The sequence below is a fragment of the Hornefia butyriciproducens genome (assembly GCF_009695915.1).
GTDB lineage: Bacteria > Bacillota > Clostridia > Peptostreptococcales > Anaerovoracaceae > Aminicella > Aminicella butyriciproducens.
This window is the reverse complement of record NZ_VUMZ01000003.1, coordinates 192,623-206,801: the sequence shown is the minus strand read 5'-3', so window position 1 is coordinate 206,801 and position 14,179 is coordinate 192,623. Positions and strand designations below refer to the sequence as shown.

Below are 14,179 nucleotides of genomic sequence, written 5' to 3'. Positions count from 1 at the left end.
GTTACATCTGCTTCAGTGCGTTTTTAATATATTCCTCCGCACTGAGCCCCTCTGTTCCAACCTTTCCTACCGCGTTCTCTGCTTCGCTCCTGCTGTATCCCAGAGCCATCAGCGCGTTCACAGCTTCGGATCGTTCGCTGGTGAATACCGCAGCACCCTCCGCGACAGACTCAGGACTGAATTCGCCGAAATCTCCCACCTTGTCCTTCAGATCCAGAATCACGCGCTCCGCGGTCTTCTTCCCCACGCCGCTGGCTGCCGAAACAGCCTTTGTATCTCCTGCCGCAATCGCTCTGCGGAGCTCCATCTGAGGCAGGATTCCCATAATGGACATTCCGGCTTTGGCGCCCACGCCGTTCACCGTGATCAGGAGGCGGAAAAGCTCCAGTTCATCTCTGCTCTCAAAGCCGTACAGACTCATATCATCCTCTCGGACGATCATCAGAGTATACACCTTCACTTCAGCGCCTTCAGGATTCTTATACAATCCGGAATTTGCTGGAAGACTGACCAGAAATCCGATGCCGGATGCAGTCTCGATCACCGCAGTCCCGTCCGGATTCGGATGGAAGCTTCCCCTAAGAAAACGTATCATATTATCTTTTTCATTCCTCTCTTTTTCAGTTTCTCCAGTCTCTGAGCAGCTCCTGCGGAATGGCCGTGACAGATCGCAGCGGCAACTGCATCCGCTGTATCGTCCGGTCTGGGAACCTGCTCCAGATTCAAAATGGTCTTGACCATGGCCTGAACCTGTTTTTTGTCCGCGCGGCCGTATCCCACCAGCGCCTGCTTGATCTGAAGAGGTGTATATTCATACACGTCCAGACCTCCGTTGACACACGCTAAAACGGCGACGCCTCTGGCCTCCCCGACATGAATTACCGTCTTCGCATTGTTATTAAAAAACAGTTCTTCTATGGACGCTTCCTCCGGACGGTACTGCTCAATGACGGCCGTAAGCTCCGAATACAGATGCTGGAGCCGAAGAGGCATCTCCACTCCTGCATCTGTTGTAATTGAGCCGTAGTCAACGGCCCTGAAGCGGTTCCCCTTCATATCCAGTACGGACCATCCCATGATTGCGTAGCCCGGGTCGATTCCAAGTATCCTCATCCGTTACCTCTCCTGCTTTGACTGTTTTATTAATTATACTATAAGAACAGATGTTTGTCTATCCTGGGATAATAATTAGCATTTCATTTTTTGCATAATTGTGCTATAATATTCACATATTACCGATTTGTACAATTCTTTTCGATAATCGGGGAGGAGATTATGCGTTATTCAAGGCAGAACAAAATTTTAGAGCTGATTGCCAACAATGAGATTGAAACTCAGGACAAACTGGCAAGTATGCTGAAGAAGGAAGGATTCGATGTTACACAGGCAACCATTTCCCGAGACATCAAGGAACTGCAGCTGATTAAAGTTCTCGCTGCAAGCGGAAAGTATAAATATGCAGTCAGTACCCGACACGACGCACCGATTTCAGATCGGTTCGTAAAGATTTTCCGAGAAACCATCATTTCCTTTGCGTCAGCACAGAACCTGATCGTCATCAAGACGCTTTCCGGCTGCGGACCGGCCGCGGGAGAGGCCGTCGACTGCATCGGACTCCCTCACGTCGTGGGATCCATTGCGGGGGACAACACCCTGCTGCTTGTTGTTGACAAAGAGGAGCATGTCGAGGAGATTCTCTCCATTTTCAACGATATGCTCATTATGAAGAACAAAAAATAATCCGATCATGATACAACATCTCTTAATACAGAATTTTGCGATCATCGAAAATACAGAGATTGAATTTGAAGACGGTCTGAACATCATCACGGGTGAAACAGGCTCTGGTAAATCCATTGTGATTGAAGCCGTGAGTCTGGCGCTGGGAGCGCGGGCAGACTCGTCTTTTGTGCGCAGCGGAAAAGATAAAGCCGTCATTCAGTTGGCCGCCTCTCTCGACGGTCAGGATTATGTGATCACCCGGGAGATTTCCGCCACAGGAAAAAATCTGTGTCGTCTGAACGGACAGCTGGTCACCCTCGGTGAGATCTCCGCACTGGCTTCCCGGATCGCGGACATCCACGGTCAATACGATAATCAGAATCTGCGGGATCCCCGGCAGCACCTCGCTCTCGTCGATCAGTACCGGGACGCCGAGATCAGCCCTTTGCGTGCGGAATTCGACACAGCATATGCGGCATACAAAGAAAGTCGAGGGCAGCTGGATACCCTGCTGAAATCGGAAAAAGAAAGCCGAAAGCAGGCGGATTTTTACCGGTTCGAACTGGCAGAAATTCAGCGGGTGGATCCCGCACCGGAGGAGGACGAAGAGCTTACCGAGCAGATCGCGATCCTGCAGAACAGCGAAAAGATTTTCAGCGCTGTTGAATCCGCCTATGGACCACTGGACGAAAACGAGTTTAATGTGCTCTCCTCGATGGGAAACATTCAGTCCAGCCTGGAAAGCATCCGAAACTTTTCCCGGGAGTTCGCGGAAACTGCCGATATCTTCAACGATGCATATTACGGCCTGCAGGATGTGGCTGCCCGAATAGCCGGCATCCGGGAACAGATATCTTTCCGGCCGGAGGAGCTCGATAAGCTGATTTCCAGACTGGATCAGATCGATGAGCTGAAAAAGAAATATGGCGGTTCTATCGGCGATGTATTGGCGTACCGCGACAGAATACAGCAGGAACTATCTCAGCTTGAGAACTTCGATGAGCTCCGCGGAACGCTTGAGCAGGAAACAAAGCAGAGGCTCCGGGCGCTTCGCACCTCCGCCGCCGCACTGACCGGGGCCCGGCAGGCAAGCGCAGAAGCACTGGGACAGGCCATCGAAGCTGAACTTCACGACCTGAATTTTGACAGCGCCAGATTCGAGATCCGCATTTCTGCCGCGCCGGCAATTTCCGCAGAGGGAGGCGACGAAGCGGAGATCCTGATTTCCACCAACCGCGGAGAGCCGCTGAAACCTCTGATCCGGGTAGCCTCCGGCGGCGAAATTTCCCGTATCATGCTGGCAATCAAAAACATCACCGGTACCTATGACAAAATACCCACCATGATCTTCGATGAAATCGACGCCGGAATCAGCGGTATTACGGCAAGCATCGTCGGCCGAAAGCTGCGGGAGATTTCATCTTCTCATCAGATCATCTGCATCACCCATCTGCCGCAGATCGCCGCCTGCGGAAACGCCAATTACAGGATCTGCAAGGAAACCGACGCGAACAGCACATACACTCACGTGGACCGCCTGGATGAGGAAGCCACTGTCGATGAAATCGCACGTCTGCTGGGCGGCGAGATAATTACGGAAACCACACGCAGAAGTGCGCGTGAGCTTATCTCCGGAAAGAAATAACGTTCCCACATCAATCAACGATCCCCGCATCAGTGCATTCATCACCGATACGGGGATTTTATTGCCGAAAAAAGAGACCGATGCGTAACGCAGCGGTCTCTTTTGCAGGTTTGCATAATATAACATTATGTTATACACTCGTTAGCATTGGCACTGCCACCCAGCCTATCAGGTTTACACAGCTGTTCTCTTCCGCAGTCATGCTGTCTCTGTACCGGGATTACGAATGCTCCTGACGAAATTATACGGTAGCTTTTACCGGAGTCGGGATGCGCTCTGCGGTCTGCCGCATCATCGCGTCGGTGCAGACAAGCTCGTCGATGAGCTTCGCATCTTCCGCCGCTGTGAATTTCGGTTCACAGGGCTTCAGCGCACCGCCCAGGATTTCGCCTTCCTCCGCGTATTTGTACATCGGAACCGCATCATTCATCTCCTCAGAGATATCGTATTCATCCTCGAAGGAGAATTCCTCCTCGAATACGTGCGCAAGCTCTGCCGCAATCTCCCAGTTGCTGAAATCAACATCTTCATCGATAGCGGGTTCAACCGGCATCAGTCTCCGCTCGGTATTCGTGTAGGTTCCTGACGCACTGGCGAATCCCGTTCCCGGAAGTACAACGTCCGCCTTTTTCGCGGTCTCCGTCATCATGACGTCGGACACGCCCAGGAATTCCAGGCCGGACAGGTCCGCATCCGTCGGATCCTCGCCGAAGATCAGCAGTCCCTTCAGACCATCCATCGCTTCAGCTCCCGCGTAGATGCCGAGATCAACCAGTCCCTGAGAATTGTTCTTAGGCTTCACTTCCAGGATTCCGTCGCGCGGCGTACCGATATGACCGGACAGCATCGCAATTTCACCGATCAGCCGCGCCGCCTCTGTGGACAGTACATTCTGCTGGTATACGATCATCGCTTTCTTCGCGCCGGCATACATTTCCGCAACACTTCTGCACTCATCGCAGAGCTCTACGCCCTCCAGCGATTTAACAAAGGCGTCAAATCCCTCCGCATCGCTTGTCTTTCCGGTCTCCACGAGATACTTGGCGATTCTCTTCAGGAATTCTGTGCTGTTGTCAATGTCTATCACCTTCGCTGCGAATTCCCATTCGTCCTGTGCGCCTTCTGTATTCAGCACGATGACGCTGGCGCCTCTTTCCGCCGCCTGCTTGATTTTGTTCCAGATCACCGCGTTTCTGTTCTTGATGAAGCCCGGTACCAGAATCACATCTGTTGACAGCAGCTCGTCGATAGTATTCGGAGAGGCCTCGTGATCAAGTCCCAGAACCTCGCTGACTCCGCTCGCCCTTCTGTTAAAGGTAAACGTACGGGCACCGATGACATCCGCGAACTTCTTGATCGCATATGCCTCCTCATTGGTATAGCGGTCAGAGATCGCAACGCCGATACTCTCCGCGCCGTGTCTCACTCTGACTGCCTCGAGTTTTTTCGCCATCATTACAAAGGCTTCATGATAATCCGTCAGACGGAAACCGTCTCCGTCCTTGATTCTCGGATCGACGATCTTATCCTCCAGAACAGAAGCGTCAAAGCCCCATTTTCCTTTGGCACAGCAGATTCCCGCATTCACATAGCCTTCTTTGTCCGGATTAGCCTTGATCAGCATATCACCGTAGGATTCCAGATCCAGGGAGCATCCCACGGAGCAGTAGGAGCACGTCGTTTCCGTAATCTCTGTATCCAACGGAACTTCCTTCTGAACCGTTTGCTTCTCCTGCAGTGCTCCCGTCGGGCAGCAGGCCACACACTGACCGCAGGATTCGCATCCGGATTCAGCCAGAGGCTTCATCATATTCGGCATCACGACCGTGTCGAATCCTCTGTTCACCAGTCCCAGAGCACCTACGCCCATGACCTCGTCACAGACCCTGACGCAGAGGCCGCAGAGAATACATTTGTCCGGATCTCTGGCGATGAACGGATGATCGTCCTCAAACTCGGTCAGGTTCTTCTCGCCGCAGAAGCGGTCGGACTTCACGCCGTACTGGTTGGACAGCTCGATAAGCTTACATTCATAGTAATCGTGGCATCCGCACTCCAGGCAGCGGTTGGCTTCCTTCACCGCCTGCTCTTCTGTCAGGCCGCCGAACACGACCTCAGAGAAGTTGTCTTTCCTTTCTGCCGCAGACAACTGATCCGCTTTTTCACGGCAGATCCGCTCTCTGTCTTCAAAGGTTTTCTCGGTGATGTCGTCTCTCTCCACAAAGAACGGTTTCTCGTATTTGATCGTCTCGCCGTTCAGATAAGAGTCGATGACCTCCGAAGCCTTTTTCGCGTCAGCGATAGCTTCAATGGCGATGGAGATTTTGTCGTTTCCGCAGTCGCCGCCGGCGAACACGCCCGGCATGCTGGTCATATAGGTGTCGGGATCGTAGGCGATCGCGTTCTTTCTGGTTTTGTCCACATCGAAAATGCTCGCGTCTACGGCCTGCCCGATGGCCAGGATCACCGTGTCGATGTCGATGGTCTCGGTCTTTCCTTCCACAGGAACCGGACGGCGGCGTCCGGACTCATCCGGCTCGCCCAGCTCCATGCACTGGAGCACGACCTGCTTCACATGACCGTTCTCGTCCTTCAGGATCTCCTTCGGATTCGTCAGGTTCTTGAAGATTACGCCTTCCTCTTCAGCCTCTTCGATTTCCAGCATATCGGCCGGCATCTCGTCTTTCGTTCTTCTGTAAATATTGTAGACTTCCTTCGCGCCCATTCTGACCGCGGTTCTACAGGCATCCATCGCCGTGTTTCCGCCTCCGACGATGGCAACCTTTTCACCGAAGTCAATCGGTTCGTTCCTTACCACTTTGCGCAGGAAATCAATTCCTCCGATGACGCCTTCCGCGTCTTCACCCGGACATCCGACGCCGGTGGACACCCACGCGCCGATTCCGAGCAGCACCGCGTCAAAATCTCCGCGCACTGTCTCAAACGGGATATCCTCGCCGACCTTGGTGTCCGGTACGATTTCAACGCCCATGGCGCGGATCAGCTCGATTTCGCTGTCCAGAACCTCCTTGGGGAGTCTGTATTCAGGAATTCCGTAGCGGAGCATTCCTCCCAGCTTGGGCATCGCGTCGAAGATCGTGACCTCGTGACCCATCTGGCGCAGGAAATACGCGGCAGAAAGTCCCATCGGACCTCCGCCGATGATCGCAACAGATTTTCCGGTCGGTTCATCAATTTCCGGAAGATACTGCTCGTCCGCCATCAGATCGTTATCCGCAGCGAAACGTTTCAGAGCCATAATGCTGATCGGCTCGTCCACCAGTGCTCTGCGGCAGTCATCCTCGCAGGGATGCGGGCAGACGCGTCCGATGCTCGCCGGAAGCGGAATCTTGTCCTTAATCAGCTCGTTCGCCTTCTCATATTCACCGTTGGCGATCAGTCCGACATATCCCTGACAGTCGGTTCCGGCGGGACATGCCAGGGAGCACGGACCCTTGCAGTCTCCGTTATGGTTGGATACCAGCAGTTCCAGGTTCGTCTTTCTGGATTCCAGAACGCGCTCTGTGCTGGTCATCACGACCATTCCGTCCGCGATGTCCGTCGCACACGCCTTGCAGAGCTTGGGGTTTCCCTCAACCTCTACCACACAGATGCCGCAGGCACCGTAAATCTTTGTTCTCTCATCATAGCAAAGCGTCGGGATGAAGATATCATTCTCCCGGGCAACCTCAAGGATCGTCTGTCCAGGAAGGCCGAATACTTCTTTGCCGTCAATATTCATTCTGAATTTTTTCATCAAATATCCTCCTTCCTATTTTCTGACGACTGCGCCGAAGTTGCAGTGTTCCTCACACTTGCCGCACTTGATGCACAGTTCCTGATCGATAACATGCAGGCCCTTGACCTCGCCGGTGATGGCGTTGACCGGGCAGTTTCTCGCGCACAGAGTACATCCCTTACATGCGTCCGTGATCTCATAATGGATCAGCGCCTTACATGATTTCGCTGTACATGTGTGATTGTAAATGTGATCTTCATATTCGTTTCTGAAGTAACGGATCGTGGAGAGCACCGGGTTCGGCGCCGTCTGCCCCAGACCGCACATCGCACCGTCTTTGATCTTACGCGCCAGTTCCTCCAGTTTCTCGATATCGCCGTCTTCTCCCTTGCCTTCGGTGATCCGTTCAAGGATCTCGAGCATTCTCATGGTTCCCAGACGACAGTAGTTACACTTTCCGCAGGACTCTTTCTTAGTGAAATCCAGGAAATAACGCGCCATATCCACCATACAGGTGTCCTCGTCCATGACGATCATTCCGCCGGAACCCACGATCGCACCGGTCTTGACGATATCCTCATAGGTGACCGGCGTATCCTCCAGATCTGCCGGAATACAGCCTCCGGACGGTCCTCCCATCTGAACGGCTTTAAACTTACGGTCGTTCTTGATGCCGCCGCCGATGCCGTAGATGACGTCCTTAATCGCAAGGCCCATCGGAACCTCAACCAGTCCGCCCTTCTTGATCTTTCCTGCCAGAGCGAATACCTTGGTTCCCGTAGAAGGCGCCTTGCCCAGTTTCGCGAAGGCTTCGCCGCCATTTTCAATGATCCACGCGACGTTCGCGTAGGTTTCGACGTTATTGATATTGGTCGGAAGCTGCCAGTAGCCCTTTGCTGCCGGGAAAGGCGGCTTCAGCCGCGGCATGCCGCGCTCGCCCTCCAGGGAGGCGATCAGTGCGGTCTCTTCTCCGCATACGAACGCGCCGGCTCCGGCTTTGATACGGATATCGAAATCTCTGCCTGTGCCGAAGATGTTCTTGCCCAGGAAGCCTTTTTCTCTCGCCTGCGCCATCGCGATCTCCAGACGCTTAATCGCCAGAGGATACTCGGCACGGCAGTAGATGATGCCCTCCGTAGCTCCCATCGCGAATCCGCCGATGATCATGCCTTCCAGTACAGAATGAGGATCGCCCTCCAGTACGGAACGGTCCATGAACGCTCCCGGATCGCCTTCGTCCGCGTTACATACGATATATTTCTCTTTTCCCGGATTGTTCTTGGCCGCGTTCCACTTGAACCAGGTCGGGAATCCGGCTCCGCCTCTTCCTCTCAGGTTGGAAACTTTGATGACGGAAATCACCTCGTCCTGTGTCATGGACGTGAGAACCTTCTTTGATGCCTCATATCCTCCCACAGCAATATATTCCTCGATGTGCTCCGGGTTGATGATACCGCAGTGGCGCAGCACGACCCGCTGCTGCTTGCTGAGGAATTCCTTGTCCTCATCCGCAAGCGCGAACTCCTCCACAGGCTTTCCGCCCTGCAGGTGTTCTTCTACAATCCGCTCGACGCGATCCGGCTGCACCTTGACGTACCGGGTCATGTCTCCGTTGTCTTCGTAAACATCCACAATGGGCTCCAGATAACAGGTGCCCACGCAGCCTGTGATGGTCAGCTCCGCGTTGACGTTCCGGGCTTCCATCTGTTTTTTGAATTCCGCTTCGGTTTTTTTGGCGCCGGTTGCAATTCCGCAGCTACCCTGTCCGATTACTACTTTCATCCCTGCACCTCCTAAGCTCTTTCTCTGATTTCACCCAGGATCTGCTGAACCTTGTCCTTGGTCAGGTTTCCATAGGTTTCATCACCTTCGCTGCTTCTTATCATCATGACCGGTGCCAGAGAGCAGCATCCGAGACATGCTACGTTGTTCAGCGTGAACAGGCCGTCCTCCGTCGTCTCGCCATCCTTAATGTTGAGATACTCAGAAACCGCCTCTTCAATATGGTCCGCTCCGTTTACATGACATGCCGTTCCCTTACACAGCATGATCAGGTACTTGCCGACCGGCTGCAGTCTGAACTGCGCATAGAACGTAGCTACGCCGTAAATCTTGGCCGGTTTGATTCCTGTTGCCTCAGAAATATGATTGATCGCCTCAACGGACAGATACCCGTAGATATCCTGTGTCTGCTGAAGGATCGTGATCAGACTTCCGGGCACCTTCGCGTATTTGTCCAATACGAGGTCCAGCTCCCTGAACTGTTCCTGATTCGCCCCGCCGCAACAATTTTTCTCATTCATATATGACCCTCCTGTTGCTCATTTAACTTTAACGTAATTATTATACTGAATTTTGTGACCAAAATCAACGCAGGCACAGTGAAATATGCGCCTGTACAGAAAAATATGCACAGCGTGATTCAATATCGCATCACCCTTTTCTTCTGCGATTCAGTTTCGCACCGCCAAAGTCGATTTCCATGTACAGCAATGCGAAAATCATCAGCGCCTCGCCGATGTATCCGCGAACGGTCAGTACCTCGTGCGCCAGGAAAAACGCAGTGATTCCGGCGAAAACCGGCTCCAGTGAAAAAATGATTCCTACATGGGAAGCCTCCGTATACTGCTGGGCGATGGGCTGCACGATGAACGCGATTCCCGTACAGAACAGAGACAGAAAGATGACTGCACCCCAGACAAAGGCCGTGCGGGGATGTGCCAGCGGCATCTCTGTTGCGAGAGCCAGCACCAGCATGATCGCACCGCAGGCTCCCAGACTGATGACGCCCATCTGATAGGGCTCCACTCTGGCGTTCCGCACCGCACGGGAAGTGATCACGATATCGACAGCATAGGCAAATCCGCATCCGAGGCTGAAGAGATCTCCCTTAAGATGCGCCATATTGAAAGAGAAATCCTCCTTCAGCGTCATCAACGAAATGCCGACGATACAGAGGATCACCGCAACGATGATCTTCTTCGACGGTTTCCTGCGGAAGAACAGGAAATCGAGAATCGGTGTGAAAAACACAGTCGTGGAACACAGGAATGCAGAATTGGAGAGCGTTGTATACTGCACGCCCAGAGTTGCTCCTGTGTAGACAAAGGAAAGCGCGACTCCGACGGCGGCTCCGGCAAAAAAAGTTTCCCTGTTTATCTTCCTCATCTTCGGGAAAGTTCCTATGACAGCCACCGCAAACGCGCCCAGAAAGCGATATGCATTCAGGGTAAACGTGGACAGCTCCGTCAGCGAAACATTCATAAGATAATAGGAAACACCCCAGAACAACGTGATCAAAAGCAGCATCATGTCTGCTCTGACTTCCTGCTTCCGGTCAATCTGCACAGATACTTCTTTTTTCATTCTTCTGCAATTCCTCCGCTGTAAATTCTATATTTTTCTGTATCTTTCTGTTTCTCGCTACGGATTCCGCTTTTTTCAGATTAGGCAGGCTCCCGTTCGCTACTCATTCGATGCCCGTCCGCCGCTCGTTCTCAGCTGCTCATTCGATGCCCATCCGCCGCCGGAGCTCATCAGTACGGCTGATCCGTTTCTGCGGTTCAGATCCGTGCGATAAACATCTCCAGCGCCAACTGATGCGGAATCTCACCCGTCAGAAGCGCCGCATAGGTTTCGTAGCTGTCCTTCAGCATCTTCCGGAGCTTTTCGGCAGAATACCGGGACGCGTACCGCATGGCCTTTTCGACCCGAAACGAATGGATTCCCGTATATCTGCTGATGGCGGCCGCTGAGGACGGCCCCGTCGGATCGTCCATAAATTCCCGAATCTCCATCATCAGTTCCACCTGGGAAATGATGGCGGCTGCGGTGGGGATGCTGCTGTATGTATCCCGTTTTATTTTGTTATTGAGGATCTCCAGAGCCCCGGATTTGTCATTTCCGCTGATTCCATCCAGAAGATCGAAGATAAAGGTATCCCCATCGCCGCTGACAGCCGCACGCAGATCCTCTTCTGTAATCACGGCACCGGAAGAATGCGCGATGATCTTTCTGATATCGTTATCGAAATTGAAGAGATGATAATTGCTTTCCTTATTCAGATATCCTGTCATCTGGATGAGCATCGCGAGATGACTATCGCTGATTTTCTTTCCTGCCCTCGCAAACCGTTTGGTTGCAAAGCTCTTCAACCCTCCATTGGTAAGCTGGTTGAACACATACTCGCCGCCCTGCTTTTTCAGAGCTTTCACCAGCCGGCTGCGTCCGTCGATCTCGTCATAGGAAAAGACTGCGATAGTGCCTTTGTTCGGGTCGGAGATATACCGGATCAGTTTCTCAAGCGAGTCCTCTCCGTATCCCTTTATTCCCGATACTGACTTCAGCGGCCTGAAGTTCGGTACCCAGACCAGTCGTTTCTCCGACATCATAGAAAACGTCTCACATGCATCTATGATTTCCTCCGGCGTCGGGGACTCCAGCACAACATAATCCACCGACTGCATCGCGGGAGAAACAAAGCGCTCTCTCAGCTCTCCCACAGCCCAACTGACCACAAACTGCTCCACACCGTGGAACAGCAGAATATCAGGCAGTTTCCCCTTATTCAGATTATTTCTAAACTCATTGAATCCCGGAGCCGCGGTCTTTCTCGCTGACATAAATGTTCCTTTCCTTCCTTCGGCCGCAGGCAGCTGCAGGCGAATACGACAAAAGCCCGCCCGCCTGTCGAGCCCGGCCCTGTAATGAATAGTTTATACATCTTTCACTGAGAAAGCAAGCGGGATTTTCATCCGGATCCGCACCTGCGGGCTGACCGGTTTCAGGTCCGCATCTGTTATTCGGTCAGTTCAGGGCCCACGCCAGTTCGTCACCACCTCCAGCCCGTTCTTTTTCGCGATAATTCCCACAGCGCCCTGCCGATCTGTCCGAAACACCCGGACGCCGCAGTCCTCCAGCCTGCGCAGGGTTTCTTCAGCGGGATGGCCGTAAGTATTGCGTCCCACGCCGATAACCGCAATTTTCGGGGACGCAGCCTTCAAAAATTCCCGGGTAGAGGAATAACGGCTTCCATGATGAGCCACCTTCAGCACATCGCATTTCAGCGCATCGGTGCCCATGTACCGTTCCAGCAGCATCCGCTCTCCCTCGCCGGTGATATCACCGGTGACAAGAATCCGAATTCCCCGCACCGTGACACGGAAAATCATGCTGTTACGGTTCTCATCCTCCACACTGTCATCCCGCTGTATCGGCCACAGAATTTCAACAGCTTCTCCATTTCCCAGATCAATCCGCTGTCCCGCGTTTCCGCTGAGAACCGTTCTGCGTACCGGATAGACCTCCTTCAGTTCCTTCAGTCCCCGGTAATGGTCCGTATGGAGATGCGTCGCCAGAGCCAGATCCACCTGCCTGTGACGATTTTTCAAAAGATAAGGCTTCAGGATCTTTTTTCCAACATTATATTCCTTTCGTCCGCCCCCATCCAGAAGAATGTCTGCACCGCCGGCGGTTCTGATATGCATGCAGTCTCCCTGCCCCACGTCTACCATCACCGCACAGGCGTCGTCAAAAGGCGTCCGATCCCCGGTCGCGAAGATCAGTGAAACCCCCAGAATACACACGGCCGCCGTCCGCAGAAAATTTCTGTCTCTGCGATTCCGCCGGACAGAACATGTTTCGGAAACAAAGAACAATACGCACAGATAGACCGCCGCGACCAGTGCCAGAGGCGGCGATACGACATCGATGGAAAACAGTCCCTGCTGCGACAGCAGTCTGTTGCAGCAGGTCATCATCTGTACGATGCCGCAGAACACCTCGCCGGGAATCCCCGGTGTTCCCGCGGCCACGGATATCAGCAGGGCCGCCAGTCCCGCGGGAACCGCGATGGAGAGCAGGAAGATGACGGGAATATTGCACAGCAGCGAAAGCAGCGGGATATAGTTGAACATATAGGCAGTATACGGAATCATTCCACCCTGCACCGCCAGCATCGCCGCCGTTTCCTCGGGAATATACCGCTTCAGTGCCGGCGTCAGGAAATTGATAAAGATCACCGCCAGAAACGACATCTGAAAGCCTGCACCAAACAGCGCATACGGCTGATGAAGAAGAACCAGCATCGCCGTCAGCGACAGTGCGCACAGCAGATCGTACCTGCGGTCCAGCGCATCTCCAAGCACCACAAGCAGAATCAGCAGCACCGCCCGTGTCACTGAAACGGACCACAGAGTCATCGTTCCGTAAAAGAAAAGAAAAAAGACAAGGCCGGCGGTTGCGGGAACAGATTTTCTTTTCCTCGTGAGGCGGCGGTATACGCCGTAGAGCACTCCGATATGCAGGCCGCTGACCGCCAGCACATGGGCAGTGCCGTTTGACTGAAAGTCTTCATATATCTGCTCATCCATCGCAGATGTATCGCCGAACAACAGACCCCGGACGACACCCTTTGTTTCCTCATCACAGGAAAGACGTGCCATAAAACGTTCTCTGATTCCCAGAATCCGGCGCTTACTGAAAGACAGCGGATGAATCCCTCCGGAGGGACGAAGACGGAAGGCATTTACCGTGCCGATATGGCTGATTCCCCGGCTCCGGAGATACATCCTGTAGTTGAAGCATCTGGGATTTCCGGCGGAATCCGGCGCAGACAGACGGCCATGAAAGAAGACGCGTCGGCCGGTGAGCCTCCAGTTCTCTTTCACAGGAGCATAACTGTGCAGCAGGATTTTCTGCCGCAGAAGGAGCGGCACCTTTCTTCCATTATATGAAATAAGCCGGCACTCCATCCGTATCCCCGTGTCTTCCGATTCGACACTGAGAACCTCCGCCTCCATGGGGCAGACCTCGTTACCGTTATATTCTGCACCTCCGGCCCAGGCGATATCCGACGAAATCAGGCAGAGCACACCGCACACATAGAACAGCAGAAGGAAGACCGCCAGATCTCGCCGGTCAGACTTTGTTCTCCGAATAAAAAAAGCGGCGGGAAGAATGACACCCAGGGACACGAGACGGGAGAAATGCCCGGCTGCAATCCCGACGATCAGCATCAGTGCCGCGCCGGTTAATTTTCTTCTCATGGTTTCCTCCATAAGAATCAATCGACA

Annotated in this window: 10 protein-coding genes; 2 read left to right on the top strand and 8 right to left on the bottom strand. The window is 53.3% G+C overall.

From position 1 onward, the window contains the following. Position 1: 1 nt before the first annotated feature. Together ruvA and ruvC are read right to left on the bottom strand one after the other, a co-directional pair. Positions 2 to 595 carry a Holliday junction branch migration protein RuvA gene (gene ruvA, locus FYJ64_RS04720; RefSeq protein WP_154574062.1) on the bottom strand — a complete coding sequence of 198 codons (594 nt, stop codon included), beginning with the start codon at positions 593 to 595 and terminating at the stop codon, positions 2 to 4. After that, entirely contained in the window at positions 592 to 1,113 is a 522-nt protein-coding gene (gene ruvC / locus FYJ64_RS04715) for a crossover junction endodeoxyribonuclease RuvC (protein ID WP_154574061.1), read from the bottom strand. The genes ruvA and ruvC overlap by 4 nt, the downstream gene beginning before the upstream one ends. A gap of 162 nt (positions 1,114 to 1,275) precedes the next feature. Between ruvC and FYJ64_RS04710 the strand changes: the two genes are divergently transcribed. Then, positions 1,276 to 1,740, top strand: coding sequence for an arginine repressor (locus tag FYJ64_RS04710; protein ID WP_154574060.1), 465 nt, complete (start codon positions 1,276 to 1,278; stop codon positions 1,738 to 1,740). A 7-nt stretch (positions 1,741 to 1,747) separates the two neighbouring features. Then, a complete protein-coding gene (recN, locus tag FYJ64_RS04705; RefSeq protein ID WP_154574059.1) occupies positions 1,748 to 3,367 on the top strand; it encodes a DNA repair protein RecN in 1,620 nt (539 codons plus the stop codon). A 241-nt stretch (positions 3,368 to 3,608) separates the two neighbouring features. Here the strand turns inward: recN and FYJ64_RS04700 are convergent, their stop codons facing one another. The 6 genes from FYJ64_RS04700 to FYJ64_RS04675 form a co-directional block, all read right to left on the bottom strand. Next, on the bottom strand, positions 3,609 to 7,124 hold the full coding sequence (locus tag FYJ64_RS04700) for an NAD(P)-binding protein (protein ID WP_154574058.1): 3,516 nt from the start codon (positions 7,122 to 7,124) through the stop codon (positions 3,609 to 3,611). 15 nt (positions 7,125 to 7,139) lie between these two features. Further along, positions 7,140 to 8,888 (bottom strand): NADH-quinone oxidoreductase subunit NuoF, encoded by a 1,749-nt coding sequence (locus tag FYJ64_RS04695; RefSeq protein ID WP_075712008.1) that lies wholly within the window; start codon positions 8,886 to 8,888, stop codon positions 7,140 to 7,142. An 11-nt stretch (positions 8,889 to 8,899) separates the two neighbouring features. Next, a complete protein-coding gene (gene nuoE / locus FYJ64_RS04690) occupies positions 8,900 to 9,409 on the bottom strand; it encodes an NADH-quinone oxidoreductase subunit NuoE (protein WP_075712009.1) in 510 nt (169 codons plus the stop codon). Between the two features lie 130 nt (positions 9,410 to 9,539). Further along, positions 9,540 to 10,472, bottom strand: coding sequence for a DMT family transporter (locus FYJ64_RS04685; protein WP_154574057.1), 933 nt, complete (start codon positions 10,470 to 10,472; stop codon positions 9,540 to 9,542). 197 nt (positions 10,473 to 10,669) lie between these two features. Further along, positions 10,670 to 11,728: a DNA polymerase III subunit delta gene (gene holA, locus FYJ64_RS04680; protein ID WP_154574056.1), complete on the bottom strand. Its 1,059-nt coding sequence runs from the start codon at positions 11,726 to 11,728 to the stop codon at positions 10,670 to 10,672. Positions 11,729 to 11,917: 189 nt separating this feature from the next. Then, positions 11,918 to 14,152, bottom strand: coding sequence for a DNA internalization-related competence protein ComEC/Rec2 (locus FYJ64_RS04675; RefSeq protein ID WP_206045541.1), 2,235 nt, complete (start codon positions 14,150 to 14,152; stop codon positions 11,918 to 11,920). Positions 14,153 to 14,179 lie beyond the last annotated feature (27 nt).